The sequence below is a fragment of the Flavobacterium sp. RSB2_4_14 genome, assembly GCF_051547085.1.
GTDB lineage: Bacteria > Bacteroidota > Bacteroidia > Flavobacteriales > Flavobacteriaceae > Flavobacterium.
This window is the reverse complement of sequence record NZ_JBPTTL010000010.1, coordinates 84,916-102,011: the sequence shown is the minus strand read 5'-3', so window position 1 is coordinate 102,011 and position 17,096 is coordinate 84,916. Positions and strand designations below refer to the sequence as shown.

The following is a 17,096-nucleotide window of genomic DNA, read 5'->3' as shown; positions in this document are numbered from 1 at the left end:
GTTTGACTTGAATGGACGCGTGTTTGTCTCGAAAGGATGGCGATTCGGTTTTTTTGTTGGGTTGATTGGGTTATGTTTAATTAACCTGTGTAGGTCATAAAAAAAACTCCTCGTTGTTGGAGGAGTTTTGGTTTTAGATGCGGGAGAATTTTATTTTTGCTATTGTTTTGTATTGTGTGGAATTGACATCAAGGATGGTGAAGATGGAGTCTTTTGCGGTGTAGGTAGGAACTACAAAACTCATTGTGAGTGATTTTGTACTTTAATAATTACTGTTTTTATATTAGTTATTGCCTTTATAATATTGGCAAAATTGGTTTATTGGGCAGATTTCGCATTTTGGATTTGTAGGTCTGCATATTTCTCTTCCTAGGAATGATATTGCCATTCCGATTTCTCCCCATATTTCTTTTGGGAGTACTTGCATCAGTTGTTTTTCTATTTTGTTTCTATCTTTTGTTTCTGTAATTATTCCTATTCTTGGCGCTACTCGGATAACATGTAAATCAGCGATGATGCCTTCAGCGGGTTTATTTGCTTCTCGCAGGATCACATTTGCTGATTTTCTTCTATTCCTTTTAGGCTTATTAATTCATCCATTGTAAGTGGAATGTTTTTATCGTCTTGAATTGTTTTTGCGATTTCGATTATCCAACTTGCTTTTGTTCCAAAGTTTCTAACTTTTATGATATGTGGTATTAGTGACTCTATGTTGGAAACGGAAAGGCTTTGCATATTGGGGTAGATTTCGAATTAAGCTGGGGCTATTTTATTAATATTGTCATCGGAATCTTCTGCAGAGAGGATTACCATTATCATTAGTTGATAAATATTATTGTATTCTAAAGGGTGTTTTTTGCCTTTGTATTTTTCGATTAGTGGGTTTAAATTTTCTGACCAACTGTCACTAGTTTCGAATATATTCATAATTATGATTTAGATGTTTGTTAAATTAGGTATATTTTTATTTAATTCATTTATACTAAAATGGTAGTTTACTAAAACACCTTTGTGTTCTCCGTTTACAACATCTCCTAATCCTGTAGCCCTTTTGAATTTTCTTGAGTTATTACTATCTTCTTTTCTGATTCTTTCTAGCTCTATTATATTTTGATAGCAATAAAAATTTTCATTAGTGCTATTTATACAAGGTCTGTTTTTTAAACACCAAAGAATAAAAGTAGGTATTTTTTCTAATTCATAAACTTTGAAATATCTTTCTAAATCGCTTAGGTTTAAGGCTAAAGTTTCAGAGGGTTTTAAATTACTATTAGGTAAGAGCTTTTCAACGGACATAAAGGTTCTTGATTGCACTTTGATTTCAATAAAAGCAATTGGTCTTGTGATACTTGTTTTTGATATGATTTCAATATCGGGGTAACCTTCTCTTTTAGTTTTGAAAGCGAATAAATTAGAATAAGTGTTGTTTATTTCACGAATGATTTCGTCTTCGATAGTTTCTGAAAAGGAAACATCTTTTTCAAAATCATAAACACCTTTTGAAATTCCATCGCATCTTGTTGGGCAAGTTGCACAATCATAAATATTGGATGCTAATTTATTGTAAATCATGCTGTAAATTTAGTTGCTTATAAACTCTTTTATTTTTTTAATTACATTTACATCGCCTAATATTTTGCGATGTCCTAATCCTTCGGTGATTAATAGTTCGCTATTTTCCATGTATTTGTGGATATTATAAGCTGCTTTTACAGCTACATCTGTATCATTTTCATCATGAATGATGAGGACTGGAATTTTCACTGATTGTGCTGCAACGCTTGCGGCATAATTTTCCATAGGTTCTCCATATTTTTTCTCAAAATACATTTTCATCATTTGGGAAATTCTGGGTTGAAGTTCTAATTTCAATACAAAATCATCTAAAATATCTTGAATCATATCGCCACTGCCAATGATTACGGCTTTTTTAATATTCATTTTTTGTTTTATTGCATTTAAAATCGACATGCCACCTAGGGAATGGCCGATTGCAAATTCAAATGGACCAAATAGTAATTCAATCTCTAAAATTGAAGTAATAAATTCGGTCATTATGGTTGTTTTTCCTTTAGATTTTCCATGAGATGGAGCATCAAAACTTATTACTTGATACCCTAAATCTACAAATTCATCTGCAATTTTAAATAATTGTGTTCCACGACCAGACCAACCATGAACTAAGAGAACTTTTTTTGTGCCTGTTCCATAACAATAAACTTGAATCTCTTTTTTTATGCTTGGTACCCAAACTGTTTGTTTGTCGCTTTTGGAATCCATGTGCCATTCTCGCTTTGGAATTTTATGTTTTATAGGTGTTGTAAATAATTTGGCAGCAAATAAAGTAGCTAGTTTTGGTGAAATTGCCTCTAATAATTTAGCTGTAAAGAGAATTGACTTAGGAATTTTCAATGATTGTGTCTTTATTTGGGTTTTTTTTGTCATTTCAATAATTTTTATTTCTAATAGAAAGTTAAATTATTTTTTTTTAAATTTCAACATCATAAATATAAGTCAAAATGCAAAATCAAACCAGAATAATTATTGAAAATGTTAGACCACAATTGGATGGTGGTACTTTTTTTATAAAGCGAATTGTTGGACAAACTGTGGTTGTAAAAGCAAATGTGTTTGCTGATGGTCACGATGTGATTGCTTGTTGTGTGAAGTTCAAACATGAGTCGGCAAAAAAATGGCAAGAAACTAGATTGCAATCTTTAGGAAATGACGAGTGGATATCTGAATTTATAGTTGAAAAACAAGGATTTTATTCCTATTTCATTGAAGGATGGGTAGATTATGCCTTGAATTGGCAACACGGAACAGAGCGTAAAATTCAAGACAATCAATATGTGAAGTCTGAGTTATTGGAAGGAGCAGAATATTGTCAAGCTATCCTGAAGGAAGTTGATAAAGACGAAAAAGTTTTTTTGACAGCTGCGATAAAAGCTTTTCAAGACGAAAAGGCCTATGATAAAGCTATTGCTATTGCATTATCTCCAGAATTACATCATATTTTTTTAAAATATCCAACTCGAACTTTAGCCAATACATCCGCTGAATTAAAAGTGTATGTGGATAGAAAGAAAGCGTTATTTAGTACTTGGTATGAATTTTTCCCACGTTCGGCTTCGCAAGAAAAAGGGAAACATGGCACATTTAAAGATTGTGAAAAATTGTTACCAAGAGTAGCCGCTATGGGATTTGACACACTATATTTTCCACCAATACATCCTATTGGAGAAGTGAATAGAAAAGGCAAAAACAATGCTACTAATGCACAACCAGGCGATGTTGGTTCGCCATGGGGAATTGGTTCTAAACATGGTGGGCATAAATCCATACATCCAGAATTGGGTACTATAGATGATTTTAAATCATTGGTTAAAAAAGCAAAAGATTTAGGAATTGAAGTGGCGATGGATTATGCTTTGCAAGCAGCACCAGACCATCCTTATGTAAAGGATTTTCCACAATGGTTTAAATGGCGTCCTGATGGTACTGTTCAATACGCCGAAAATCCACCAAAAAAATACCAAGACATTCAACCCATTTATTTTGAAAGTGGTGACTGGAAAAATCTTTGGAAAGAATTACTAGATGTTGCTTTGTTTTGGATTGAAGAATGTGATATAAAGGTATTCAGAGTAGATAATCCACATACCAAACCGTTTTATTTTTGGGGTTGGTTGATAGCTGAAATCAAGAAAAAACATCCTGATGTCTTGTTTTTGGCAGAAGCTTTTACGGCACCAAAAGTAATGCACGAATTGGCTAAACAAGGATTTTCTCAATCGTATACTTATTTTACTTGGCGTAATACTAAAGCGGAATTGATTGAATATGTTGAGGAATTGACAAAAACAGAACAATCTGAATTTTATAGACCTAACTTCTGGCCAAATACGCCAGACATTTTACCTTATGCTCTACAAAGTGGTCACGAAAGTGTTTACCTTCACAAATATTTCTTAGCGGCAACTTTGAGTTCGAGTGTTGGGATTTATGGTCCAGTGTATGAATATATGATTTCGGAGTCGATGCCTGGCAAAGAGGAATATTTCAATTCAGAGAAATATGAATTCTATAATTGGGATTGGTCTGTTGAAAATAAATTGATTGCTGTGATTTCCCGATTAAATAAAATTAGAAAAGAACATGCTTCTCTGCAACAAACCAATAACATTGTATTTTGTGCAACGGATAGTGATCAAGTTTTGGCTTATTATAAATTTGATGATACTAGACAAGACGAAACGTTGATGATTTGCAGCATTGATCCTCATTATATGAAACAAGCTTGGGTTCAATTGCCTCTGAAATCTTTGGGAATTAATGCTGGACAACCCATAAGAGTTATAGAATTAATTACTGGCAACAGTTATATTTGGGACAAAGAATGGAATTATGTTGAACTTCATCCTTCCTTACCTTTCCATATATTTAAAATTCAGAAATAGTATTGAAAAAATACCCAGACATTATGGAAAATTCTAACCAAGATAATTATGCTAAACCATTTGTTTTTTCAACAGATTGGAAAACTGCTTTTGAAGATGAAGAGTTCGTTAAAGTATTCTCATCGGATATATTAGAAAATTATATCATCAACAAAAGATGGTATGGTGGTAAAGCGAGCACGCTAAAATATATTGAAGTTGTAGATTATTTTAAAATTTCTTCCAAAAAAAATGTCTATTATGGTGTATTGCTAGAGGTGAATTTTAAAGAAGCGTTTTATCAACACTATTTTATGCCTTTGGCCTTTATGGCTGCTGAGGAATTAGATACCAATACCGTTATTGCTCCTGTAAAAATGGGTAAGCAAAGTGGATTTCTGGTTGATGCGTTACATCAGGAAGATTTTAGAAAATTATTGTTTGACAATATTGTTCATTCAAAAAGAAATCAAGAGCATAAATTGGTTTTTCATAAAGGTTCAAATTTTGAAGATAAAGAATACAAGTCGTCAAAATTTATGGGAGTAGAACAGAGTAATACTTCTATTGTTTATAACGATGCCTATGTTTTAAAGATTTTCAGAAGAATATATGTGAGTACGAATCCCGATTATGAAATCAGTCGTTTTTTGACAGAACGTATGCATTTTGAAAATACGCCAGCTTATGTAGGAAGTATCAATTTGGCTTTGCCTGAAGGAAATATTACCCTTGGATTAATGCAGGAATTGGTTCCTAACCAAGGCGATGCGTGGCAGTTTATGTTGGAAGAAATTGATGTAGTTTTTAGTAATTTGAAAACTAAGAAGATTAAGATTGACAAGTTGCCCAACATTCCTTTGTTTAAGCGAATGAAGATTAACGAAATTCCGCCCGAGATTATCGATTGGGTTGGTTTGGGACTATTTCTTCGCATTCAAACTATGGCAAAACGAACGGCAGAAATGCACATTGCACTTGGTGGCGACATACACGATACTGCTTTTACACCCACAACTTATAACGGCGATTATACCGTTTGGTTGAAAAACAGAATGTTATATCAGTTTCAAAACCGGTTGAATATTATAGAAAATAGTTTGCATAAACTTGACGGATTGGCATTAGAGTTGGCACATCAGTTTATGGAAAATAAGAAGCTTGTTCGTAAACATTTTGTTGATTTTGATTGGACTAAAATGAAGAGCGAACGCATCCGAATTCACGGCGATTATCATTTGGGACAAATCTTGGTGAATGGAGATGATTTTTACATTCTCGATTTTGAGGGTGAACCTGAGAGTACAATTCGAGATAGAAAAGTAAAACAACCACCATTGAAGGATGTTGCAGGGTTGTTTCGTTCTTTTCATTACGCCATTTATGCTACCATTTTCAACAACAAAGACAAATATCCTTTTGACCAAGAACACCTTTTTAAAGCGGCAGAAATTCTTTTCAACTACTTTGTGGGAGCGTTTCTAGAAACCTATGTTGAGAAAGCCCAATCGGGTAATTTAAACATTGGCTATAGCCATGAGATTGAGTTTTTATTGAAATATTGTTTGCTCGAAAAAGCCGTTTATGAGTTGGGTTATGAACTCAATTCTCGACCACGCTGGGCAGTTATTCCTTTGAGAGGAATTCAGAGTATAATGGGGTATTGATAATTGAATTAGAAATTATTAATTATGAGTGTGCCCTTCGACTGTGCTCAGGGTGACAAATCGTGCTAAAAAAGACAATTGTCGTTTGAACTACTTTTTGTCATCCCGAGCGCAGTCGAGGGAACATAAACTTGATAAAAATGAAATTTTACTATGTTTATATATTAAGATGCAGTGATAATTCTCTTTATACAGGGATTACTAATGATTTGGAGAGAAGAGTAAATGAACATAATGATGGGAGATTGCCCGATGCTTATACTTTCAAAAGAAGGCCAGTAGTATTGGAATGGTATCAGGATTTTATGGAGCCAAACCAAGCTATTTATTTTGAAAAGAAATTGAAAGGATGGTCGAAAGCAAAGAAAGAAGCATTGATAATAGGAGATTTTGATATGATTGAAACATTGGCTGAGTGTAGAAATGCAACACATCATAAATATAAACCATAATTAATGAAAAGCCCTTCGACTGCGCTCAGGTGACGAGAAATAAAAAATAATAACTAACTAATATGAGGATGAGATTGATTTGCTTCGAAGCTCGCAACTCCTCGCAATGACAACAAAACTAATGAACCAAGTACAAGTACATTCGCTTTTAACCGATTTTGATATCGATTTATTCAAAGCAGGAAAACATTTTAGATTATATGAAAAACTAGGTGCACACATCATTGAAGTAAATGGTGTGAAAGGCGTTTACTTTGCCGTTTGGGCACCATCGGCGCGTTCTGTTTCGGTTGTAGGCGATTTTAATTATTGGATACAAGGCGAGCATTTGCTTAATGTTCGTTGGGATAGTTCCGGAATTTGGGAAGGATTTATTCCTGGAGTTGATAAAGGAACTCGCTATAAATATAAAATTCAGTCCAATAATGGTGGGATTATCACCGAGAAAGCTGACCCTTTTGCACTTTTTTGTGAACATCCACCAGAAACGGCTTCCATCATTTGGGATCTTGACTATAAATGGAAAGACAAAAAATGGATGGACAATCGTAAGGATAAAAACGGATTAGACAAACCCTATTCTGTTTATGAAGTGCATCTGGGTTCGTGGCGAAGAAATGCCCAAGGGAAGTTTTTGACGTATCTTGAATTGGCCGAAGACTTAGTGAACTATGTAAAAGAAACTGGGTTTACCCATGTGGAGTTTATGCCCATTATGGAATTTCCCTATGATCCATCTTGGGGTTATCAGTTGGTAGGTTATTTTGCACCAACATCGCGTTTTGGAAAGCCACAAGATTTCATGGTTTTGGTAGATAAATTGCATCAAGCTGGCATAGGAGTTATCTTGGATTGGGTTCCATCACATTTTCCTGATGATGCTCATGGACTAGGATTTTTTGATGGTTCCAACTTATACGAGCATCCAGACAGGCGAAAAGGATATCATCCCGATTGGAAGAGTTTGGTGTTTAACTACGGAAGGAATGAAGTGCGTTCTTTCTTAATTAGCAATGCCATTTTTTGGTTGAAAAATTACCATGCCGATGGTTTGCGAGTAGATGCTGTGGCTTCAATGTTATACTTGGATTATTCGAGAAAAGAGGGCGAATGGGAACCAAATATTTATGGAGGAAGAGAAAACCTAGATACCATAAGTTTCTTAAAAGATTTTAATGAAGCGGTATATACTGACTTTCCAGATACGCAAACTATTGCTGAAGAAAGCACAAGTTTTCCAATGGTTTCGAGACCTACATTTATTGGAGGTTTGGGATTTGGCATGAAATGGATGATGGGTTGGATGCACGATACACTAAAATATTTTCAAAAAGAACCTATTTACAGACGTTTTCATCAAAACGATTTAACGTTTTCAATGACGTATGCGTTTACAGAAAACTTTATGCTGCCGTTATCTCATGATGAAGTGGTGTATGGAAAAAAATCTATTCTTGGCAGAATGCCAGGAGATGAATGGCAGAAATTTGCGAACCTTCGTTTGCTGTATGGCTATATGTTTACACATCCTGGTGGAAAATTATTGTTTCAAGGTGCAGAATTTGGACAAAGTAGCGAATGGAATTTTGAAGGAAGTCTCGATTGGCATTTGTTGCAATTTGGTTTCCATAATGGCATCAAAAAATGCATCACCGATTTAAATGCTTTGTATAAAAATAACCCAGCGTTATATGAAAAACAATTTCATGTTGACGGCTTTGAATGGATTAATTATTCTGATAGTGAAAATGCAGTTTTGAGTTATATCCGTAAAGGCTTAAACCCAAAAGACGATTTGATTGTAGTGGCGAATTTCACTCCGGTTGTGAGACAAAACTATAGAATTGGTTTACCAAGTAAAGGAAAGTTAACACAAATTTTCAACTCTGATTCTGTGGAATATGGTGGAAGTGGAGTAGTAATGACTAAACCAATTAAAATCGATAAAACCTCATGGAATTACAGAGAATATTCAGCTGAAATTGTTTTGCCACCATTGGGTGTTACAGCGTATAGCATTTCATAAAAACAATATATTTTAATTTACCAAACCTGTCAGATTATTAAAATCTGACAGGTTTCATTTTACACTATCATCATCCGAAAACGTTGTAGTTAAAAACTACTTTCTTAAGTTGTTAAAAAATCAGTGTCATCTTTGTAAATTTGGCAACCTGACAAATAAAAAATCATTATGATTACTAATACCGAACTAGAGTATAAAGGCGATTTATTTCCTTCCAAAATAATTTCATTTCATCAAGAGGTTGATAGCATTTTTTTCAACACAGATAATAATATGATATTGAAAATCACGATACTTCGTGATAGTCTTATTCGTTTCAGATATACCACCAAAGGATACTTCAGTAACGACTTTTCTTATGCCATTGATAAAACACAATCTCACGGATACAATCAACTGGAAGTGTTTGAAGAAAGCACTCATTTTTTGATAAAAACCAGCAAAGTATATTGCAAAGTCAATAAAAAAGATGCCAAAGTATCTATTCACGATATAGATGGTTTTGCCATTTTGGAAGATGAAATTGGGTTTCACTGGGAAGAAAGTTATGAACATGGTGGCAATATTGTAAAAATGAGTAAACAGTCCAAAGACGGTGAAAGTTTTTATGGTCTTGGTGATAAAGCCACTCATTTAAATTTGAAAGGAAAACGATTAGAAAATTGGGCTACAGACCAATATGCTTTTCATAAAGACCAAGAGCCATTATACAAAGTGGTTCCATTTTATATTGGGTTACATCATCACAAAGCCTATGGCGTTTTCTTTGATAACACGTTTAGAACTTTTTTCGACTTTTGTCATGAACGACGAAATGTAACAAGTTTTTGGGCCGAAGGTGGTGAAATGAATTACTATTTTATTTATGGTCCAAAAATGAGTGATGTAGTAACTACTTATACTCATTTGACAGGAAAACCCGAAATGCCACCAATGTGGGCTTTGGGCTACCATCAATGTAAATGGAGTTATTATCCAGAAAGTAAAGTAAAAGAAGTGGCAAACACTTTTAGAGAATTGAAAATTCCTTGTGATGCCATTTATTTAGACATCGATTACATGGAAGGATTTCGTTGCTTCACTTGGAGTAAAGAATATTTCCCTGAACCTAAAAGAATGGTGGCTGAATTAGCTAAAGATGGTTTCAAAACTGTAGTTATTATTGATCCAGGAATAAAAATCGACAAAGATTACTCGGTTTACAAAGAAGCTTTAGAAAAAGATTATTTCTGTAAGCGTGCCGATGGTCCTTATATGAAAGGAAAAGTATGGCCAGGAGAATGTAATTTCCCTGATTATACAAAACCAGAAGTTAGAGAATGGTGGGCTGGATTGTTTAAAGAATTGATTTCTGAAATAGGCGTAAAAGGGGTTTGGAACGACATGAACGAACCTGCAGTTATGGATGTTCCTGGAAAAACATTTCCTTATGACGTTCGTCATGATTATGATGGAAATCCTTGCAGTCATAGAAAAGCACACAATATTTATGGAACACAAATGGCGCGAGCAACCTATGAAGGTGTAAAGCGTTTTTCTTATCCAAAAAGACCTTTTATTATTACGCGTTCTGCTTATTCTGGTGCACAACGATATACGTCATCTTGGACAGGTGATAATGTAGCGAGTTGGGAACATTTATGGATTGCTAATATTCAAATGCAGCGAATGTCAATATCTGGAATGGGTTTTACCGGATCTGATATTGGTGGATTCGCAGAGCAACCTTCGGGCGAATTGTATGCAAGATGGATACAATTAGGTGTTTTTCATCCTTTCTGCAGAACACATTCCTCTGGCGATCACGGAGAACAAGAACCTTGGTCATTTGGAGAAGAAGTGATTGATATTACTCGAAAATTTGTAGAATTGCGTTATCAATTGTTACCGTATTTGTACACCATGTTTTGGCAATATGTCAATGAAGGAACACCAATGTTGAAACCTTTGGTATATTTTGACCAAGATGATTTTCACACACATTACAGAACAGATGAATTTATTTTTGGAAATCAAATAATGGTTTGCCCAATATTAGAACCAAATGCTCTAGGACGAAGAATGTATATTCCAAAAGGAAACTGGTATAACTATTGGACAAACGAAGTAGTTGAAGGTAAAAAAGAACTTTGGATAAAAACTGATTTTGATCAAATTCCAATTTTCATAAAAGAAGGTTCTATTATCCCAAAATATCCTGTTCAACAATATGTTGGAGAACTTCAGTTTGACCAAATTTCCTTAGATGTATATTTCAAATTAGGGAAAGAAAAATCAGTGGTATATGAAGATGCTCAAGACGGTTATGATTACAACAAAGGGCGTTTCTCTTTGCGAACTTTTAATGCAACTGGAAAAGAAAAGGAGCTTATCATTCAACAACATAGAGAAGGAACTTTTGAAACGGCCTATTCTAAATTCAAAGTCAACCTCAAAGGATTGCCATTTAAAGTGAAGAGAATTGAGCTAGATAATGAAAAAATAACTTTTGAACAAGTTCAATTTAACGGTGGCAACTTCTTAATTGTAGATAAAGATTTTACTGAGATACATTTGTTCGGGGCATAAATTATATAAATTCTTTAGTGTAATTATGTAAGTAATCAAAAACTATATTTTGTAATTTTGTAATTAAATTTTTAAGTTATGAAAAAAAGAATTTTATTATTTTCAATATTTGCAATCATGTTGAGTGTGTCATGTACTAAAAATCCGTTTACAGGAAAAAGTACTATGGCTTTGGTAGACAACAGTGAAATATTCCCATCAGCATTTCAACAGTATGGAACCTTTTTGAAAGAAAACAAAGTTATCGTTGGTACAACTGATGCCAAAAAAGTGGAAACAGTTGGGTTGAAAATTAAAGTTGCTGCCGAAAAATGGTTGAATGCCAATGGTTATACCGAATATTTGAAAGATTACAAATGGGAATATAAATTGGTAGAAAATAAAGAAGTAAATGCATGGTGTATGCCAGGCGGAAAAATTGTAGTTTATTCCGGGATTTTACCAATAACCAAAGATGAAGACGGATTAGCAACAGTTATGGGACATGAAGTATCACATGCTTTAGCCAATCACGGGCAACAACGAATGAGCGCTGGAATGCTTCAACAAGTTGGTGCTGCTGGTGTAGCTGTAGCAACTGGTGGATCAAGTGCCGAAACTCAGCAATTAGCCATGTTAGCTTATGGTGGAGTTTCACAATATGGTGGAATGATGCCATTTAGCAGAAGTCACGAAAGTGAAGCCGATATGATAGGATTAAAACTTATGGCCATCGCAGGATACAATCCAGAGCGAGCTGTAGAGTTTTGGGCAAGAATGTCAAAAGCCTCTGGAGGACAAAAACCACCAGAATTTATGAGTACGCACCCATCAGATGAGACAAGAATAGCAAATCTAAAAAAATTAATTCCAGAAGCAAAAGCAGAAGCAGCTAAATTTGGAGTGTTTTTTAAATAATAAAAATGTTTATATTTGAATTCCGTCTTGTTAAATAAACGAGACGGGATTTTTATTTTTAAACAAGGTCTATGTCAATACTTCCTAAAGGTCATCCTAAATTACTTAATGCTTGGGCTTTCTATGACTGGGCAAATTCAGTTTATAGTTTAGTAATTGCTTCGGCAATTTTCCCTATTTTTTATAACGCTTTGTTCGATAAAGGCAATCCTTATATTATCGTTTTTGGACATAATTTTAAAAATTCAGCATTAATAAGTTTTGTTACAGCCGCAGCGTTTTTATGCGTTGCTCTTTTTTCTCCTTTACTTTCCGGTATGGCAGATTATATGGGAAACAAGAAAATATTCATGCGTATTTTTAACTATATTGGTGCTTTATCCTGTATTGGTCTGTATTTTTTTGACTTGAATAATATCCTTTTAGGCTTAACATTTTATTTTTTTGGGTTAATAGGGTTTTGGGGAAGTTTAGTTTTTTATAACTCTTATTTACCTGACATAGCTTTTGTTGAGCAACAAGATAAAATAAGTGCTAAAGGATATTCCTTGGGTTATATTGGAAGTGTGATTTTATTGATATTCAATTTAGCAATGGTCATGAAACCTGAACTTTTTGGAATAACAGGTACTCCAGGCGAAGCCTCCATTAAAGCCATGAGATATTCTTTTGCTATGGTTGGTATTTGGTGGATAGTTTTTAGTCAATACACCTACTTTTATTTGCCAAAAGGAAATTCTAACAAACATAAAGTGAATTTAGCTATAATTTTTAATGGTTTCAGAGAGTTGAAAAAAGTTTGGAATTTACTGCAAACTGAAATTCCATTAAAAAGATATCTATTAAGTTTTTTTGTTTTCAGTATGGCAGTGCAAACTGTAATGCTTGTTGCGACCTATTTTGGTGCTCAAGAAATTTTATGGAAAGATGCTGAAGAAAGTCAAATCGGATTGATTACGTGTATTCTTTTAATTCAATTAATTGCTATTCTTGGTGCCTTTTTAACCTCGAGAGCTTCCGCCAAATATGGAAATATTAAAGTGTTGATTGTTTTGAATGCTTTTTGGTTGGGATTGTGTGGTTTTGCCTATTTCATTACATTGCCTATGGAATTTTACATTATGGCAAGTTTGGTTGGATTAGTAATGGGTGGAATTCAATCATTAGCGAGATCTACTTATTCTAAGTTTTTGCCCGAAACAGAAGACACTGCTTCCTTTTTCAGTTTCTATGATGTTTCCGAAAAAATTGGGATTGTAATAGGGATGATGGTTTATGGATTAATTGACCAAATAACGGGTAGTCCTAGATTTGCCATTGTCTTTTTGGGTGTATTTTTCCTTACAGGTTTATTGTTATTATTGAGAATACCAAAAAAAGCCTTGTCATAAGTTCAAAAAAAATTATATTTGAACTTTATTTATAAATTGTTATGAAAAACATTAAATTTTTTATCGGATTATTTTTGATTTTTACCGCTTTCACATTTACATCTTGTGAGAACGAACCCATTGATAGTGCTATTGATTTAGATGATTTTAATAATGGTGCAAATGGTCCAGCACTATTCAAAGCAGATTTTAGCGGCGCAACTTGGACAGCAACTTCAGTTCAGGCAGTTATTTCGGGTAATTTCATAACTATTTCTGGAGTTAAAGCAAACGGTGAAGGATTTGGTTTTCTAGTCGAAGCTACTACAACTGGAACTTATCCAGCGAATACTAATCTTTTAGCTTACACACCAGCAGGTTCTGAATATGGTTATTGGTCAACAAATTTTAATAATCCTGAAGAAAATACCGGTTCAATAACAATATCGAATATAAATACAACAAACAATACTTTGTCAGGAACATTTAATTTTAAAGGTTATTGGTCAGATACAACTGTTACTTCCATATTGCCGGTTCAATTTACGAATGGTGTTTTTCAAAACATTCCTTTTATAACTCAAGCGCAAACTGGAGACTCTTTCTTTGCAAAAATAGGCGGAACAGAATTTGTTGATGTTGATATTTTAGCAACTACCATTTCTGTTGGAAGTCAAGAATTTATTAGTATTGGAGCTCAAAATGCAGCTTTAAATTCTATTACAGTGTCTGTTAAAAGTTCTTTAGGAACTGGCACATATCCTATAACTGGTAACGCTACAACAGATGGTGTTCAAGCAATTTATGACTTTAATGACACCAATTACAATGCCGTTTCTGGCTCAATTACTGTTACTTCTAAGACGGCAACTAGAATCAAAGGAACTTTTAATTTTGTAACTTCAGGAGCAACACCTTTCACAGTAACAGAAGGAGCATTTGATGTGGAATATTAACAATCAATAATAGAATAGAATCCGTCAATTTGGCGGATTTTTTTTTGGCATAAAGATTGACTTAACTGTGTGCTAGTCGATATAAAAGGTATTTATATCGATTTTAGTCTAAATCAAATGCTATTTATCGATTTTAATTTATTTCTATTAAAAGTTGCCCTACATTTGTTTAGCATTATTAATAATTAATGTCAATTTGACGAAATCAAAATTACATGTCAAACCACAATATTTTATCTTTTGACAATCTGTCATTACAAGAATTCGATACAGAAACCGATTTAATTCCGCTTTTAACTCCAGAGGATGAAGAGGAAATGAATAAGGAAGAACTTCCAAGTTCGTTACCCATTTTGCCTTTGCGAAATACGGTACTTTTTCCTGGAGTAGTAATCCCAATTTCGGCAGGAAGAGATAAATCGATTAAATTAATCAACGATGCCAATGCTGGAAATAAAATTATTGGTGTTGTAGCTCAAAAAAATGAAGAGGATGAAGATCCAACAAAAAATGACATTTACACTGTTGGAACTGTAGCACAAATTCTGCGTGTACTCAAAATGCCCGATGGAAATATCACTGTAATCCTTCAAGGAAAAAAACGCTTTGCTATTGATGCCGTTACAAACGAAAAGCCATACTTAAAAGCAACAATCAAAGAAGTTGAAGAAATAAGACCTGGCAAACACGACACCGAATTCCAAGCTATTGTTGATTCTATTCGAGAATTAGCCATAGAAATAATTAAAGAAAGTCCTAATATCCCAACCGAAGCGACTTTTGCAATTAAAAACATAGAAAGCCAATCGTTTTTAATCAATTTTGTTTCTTCCAATATGAACCTTACGGTAAAGGAAAAACAAGACTTATTGATGATTAATGCTTTAAAAGAAAGAGCTCTTGAAACTTTACGTTTTATGAATGTGGAGTTGCAAAAACTGGAGTTAAAAAACGATATACAATCGAAAGTGCGTTTTGATTTAGATCAGCAACAACGTGAATATTTCTTGCACCAACAAATGAAAACCATTCAAGAAGAATTGGGTGGCGTTTCTAATGAACAAGAGATTGAAGAAATGCGTCAAAAAGCCAAAACTAAATCTTGGGACGAAAAAACAGCCAAACATTTTGAGAAAGAAATTTCCAAAATGCAACGAATGAATCCTCAAGCACCTGATTTTGGTATCCAACGAAATTACTTAGAATTATTTTTAGAATTGCCTTGGAATAAATTTTCCAAAGATATTTTTGATTTAAAACGCGCCCAAAAAATATTAGACAGAGACCATTTTGGTTTAGAAGATGTTAAAAAGAGAATCATAGAACATTTGGCAGTTTTAAAATTGCGAAATGATATGAAATCCCCAATTATTTGTTTAACTGGACCTCCAGGTGTTGGTAAAACATCTATTGGAAAATCAATTGCTGAAGCTTTAGGAAGAGAATATGTTCGAATTTCTCTTGGAGGTTTACGTGACGAAGCTGAAATTCGAGGACACCGAAAAACCTATATTGGTGCTATGCCAGGAAGAATTATTCAAAGTTTGAAAAAAGCGGGAACGTCAAATCCTGTTTTTGTTCTAGATGAAATTGACAAATTGTCTAATTCTCATCAAGGCGATCCATCATCTGCTTTACTAGAAGTTTTAGATCCAGAGCAAAACAATGATTTTTATGATAATTTCCTAGAAATGGGATATGATTTATCGAAAGTCATGTTTATTGCAACCTCTAATAACATGGCAACTATTCAGCCAGCATTATTAGATAGAATGGAAATTATAAGAATGACAGGTTATACTATTGAAGAAAAAATAGAAATAGCTCGTCAGCATTTATTGCCAAAACAATTAAAAGAACATGGCTTATCTTCGAAACACTTAACGATTGGAAAAAAACAATTGGAGAAAATTGTTGAGGGATATACTCGTGAATCTGGAGTTCGAAGTTTAGAACAAAAGATTGCTCAAGTGATTAGAAATGCTGCCAAATCGGTTGCAATGGAAGAAGAGTATAATAAAAAAGTAACCGATGAAGATATTGTTAAAATTCTTGGTGCACCAAAATTAGCCCGTGATAAATCAGAAAGTAATGATGTAGCTGGTGTAGTTACAGGTTTGGCATGGACTTCTGTTGGTGGTGATATTTTATTTATAGAATCTCTAATTTCTGCAGGAAAAGGAACATTAACCTTGACTGGAAATTTAGGCACGGTAATGAAAGAATCGGCTACAATCGCATTGGAATATATCAAATCAAATGCTGAAATTTTTGGTCTTGATCCAGAAATGATTTCCAAATATAATATTCACCTGCATGTTCCAGAAGGTGCCACTCCAAAAGACGGACCAAGTGCCGGAATTGCTATGTTAACCTCTCTAGTTTCGCTTTTTACTCAAAAGAAAATTAAGAAAAACCTAGCCATGACAGGCGAAATTACTCTTCGTGGAAAAGTATTGCCTGTAGGCGGAATAAAAGAAAAAATTTTAGCAGCCAAAAGAGCTAATATTAAAGAAATAATTTTGTGTCATGAAAACAAAAGTGACATCGAAGAAATTAAACCAGAATATATTGAAGGGTTGACTTTTCACTATGTAAAAGAAATGAGCGAAGTCATCGATTTTGCGCTGACAAATCAGAAAGTGAAAAACGCAAAAAAACTATAAATCCTTTGTTGTAGTTTTCTCAAAAGGCATGAGTAAATAACGCTTATGCCTTTTC

Annotated in this window: 14 protein-coding genes; 9 read left to right on the top strand and 5 right to left on the bottom strand. The window is 33.9% G+C overall.

From position 1 onward, the window contains the following. Positions 1-283: 283 nt before the first annotated feature. The 5 genes from ACSVH2_RS13890 to ACSVH2_RS13870 are packed head-to-tail and all read right to left on the bottom strand — an operon-like array spanning position 284 to position 2,445. Positions 284-553, bottom strand: a complete 270-nt coding sequence (locus ACSVH2_RS13890) for an endonuclease III domain-containing protein (protein ID WP_438093785.1) — start codon at positions 551-553, stop codon at positions 284-286. Then, on the bottom strand, positions 550-735 hold the full coding sequence (locus ACSVH2_RS13885) for a hypothetical protein (RefSeq protein WP_438093784.1): 186 nt from the start codon (positions 733-735) through the stop codon (positions 550-552). The genes ACSVH2_RS13890 and ACSVH2_RS13885 overlap by 4 nt, the downstream gene beginning before the upstream one ends. Before the next feature lie 18 nt (positions 736-753). Then, positions 754-927 carry a hypothetical protein gene (locus ACSVH2_RS13880; protein WP_438093783.1) on the bottom strand — a complete coding sequence of 58 codons (174 nt, stop codon included), beginning with the start codon at positions 925-927 and terminating at the stop codon, positions 754-756. Positions 928-936: 9 nt separating this feature from the next. After that, positions 937-1,572: a hypothetical protein gene (locus ACSVH2_RS13875; RefSeq protein ID WP_438093782.1), complete on the bottom strand. Its 636-nt coding sequence runs from the start codon at positions 1,570-1,572 to the stop codon at positions 937-939. Between the two features lie 9 nt (positions 1,573-1,581). Next, entirely contained in the window at positions 1,582-2,445 is an 864-nt protein-coding gene (locus ACSVH2_RS13870; protein WP_438093781.1) for an alpha/beta fold hydrolase, read from the bottom strand. 74 nt (positions 2,446-2,519) lie between these two features. On the opposite strand from ACSVH2_RS13870, the gene ACSVH2_RS13865 reads away from it, so the two are divergent. The 9 genes from ACSVH2_RS13865 (at position 2,520) to lon (ending at position 17,041) form a co-directional block, all read left to right on the top strand. Beyond that, complete coding sequence (locus tag ACSVH2_RS13865; RefSeq protein ID WP_438093780.1) at positions 2,520-4,460, top strand: alpha-1,4-glucan--maltose-1-phosphate maltosyltransferase; 1,941 nt, start codon at positions 2,520-2,522, stop codon at positions 4,458-4,460. Positions 4,461-4,483: 23 nt separating this feature from the next. Then, on the top strand, positions 4,484-6,106 hold the full coding sequence (locus tag ACSVH2_RS13860; RefSeq protein ID WP_438093779.1) for a maltokinase N-terminal cap-like domain-containing protein: 1,623 nt from the start codon (positions 4,484-4,486) through the stop codon (positions 6,104-6,106). Between the two features lie 140 nt (positions 6,107-6,246). Beyond that, positions 6,247-6,558 carry a GIY-YIG nuclease family protein gene (locus ACSVH2_RS13855; RefSeq protein ID WP_438093778.1) on the top strand — a complete coding sequence of 104 codons (312 nt, stop codon included), beginning with the start codon at positions 6,247-6,249 and terminating at the stop codon, positions 6,556-6,558. 121 nt (positions 6,559-6,679) lie between these two features. Continuing rightward, positions 6,680-8,584 carry a 1,4-alpha-glucan branching protein GlgB gene (glgB, locus tag ACSVH2_RS13850; protein ID WP_438093777.1) on the top strand — a complete coding sequence of 635 codons (1,905 nt, stop codon included), beginning with the start codon at positions 6,680-6,682 and terminating at the stop codon, positions 8,582-8,584. A 168-nt stretch (positions 8,585-8,752) separates the two neighbouring features. Next, the gene (locus ACSVH2_RS13845) at positions 8,753-11,152 is read left to right on the top strand and encodes a glycoside hydrolase family 31 protein (RefSeq protein ID WP_438093776.1); all 2,400 of its coding nucleotides are present in this window, start codon (positions 8,753-8,755) and stop codon (positions 11,150-11,152) included. Positions 11,153-11,230: 78 nt separating this feature from the next. After that, positions 11,231-12,049 carry a M48 family metallopeptidase gene (locus ACSVH2_RS13840; protein WP_438093775.1) on the top strand — a complete coding sequence of 273 codons (819 nt, stop codon included), beginning with the start codon at positions 11,231-11,233 and terminating at the stop codon, positions 12,047-12,049. A 71-nt stretch (positions 12,050-12,120) separates the two neighbouring features. After that, on the top strand, positions 12,121-13,440 hold the full coding sequence (locus tag ACSVH2_RS13835) for an MFS transporter (protein WP_438093774.1): 1,320 nt from the start codon (positions 12,121-12,123) through the stop codon (positions 13,438-13,440). A gap of 41 nt (positions 13,441-13,481) precedes the next feature. Beyond that, positions 13,482-14,375, top strand: a complete 894-nt coding sequence (locus ACSVH2_RS13830) for a DUF6252 family protein (RefSeq protein WP_438093773.1) — start codon at positions 13,482-13,484, stop codon at positions 14,373-14,375. Between the two features lie 215 nt (positions 14,376-14,590). Further along, positions 14,591-17,041 (top strand): endopeptidase La, encoded by a 2,451-nt coding sequence (gene lon, locus ACSVH2_RS13825; RefSeq protein ID WP_438093772.1) that lies wholly within the window; start codon positions 14,591-14,593, stop codon positions 17,039-17,041. Positions 17,042-17,096 lie beyond the last annotated feature (55 nt).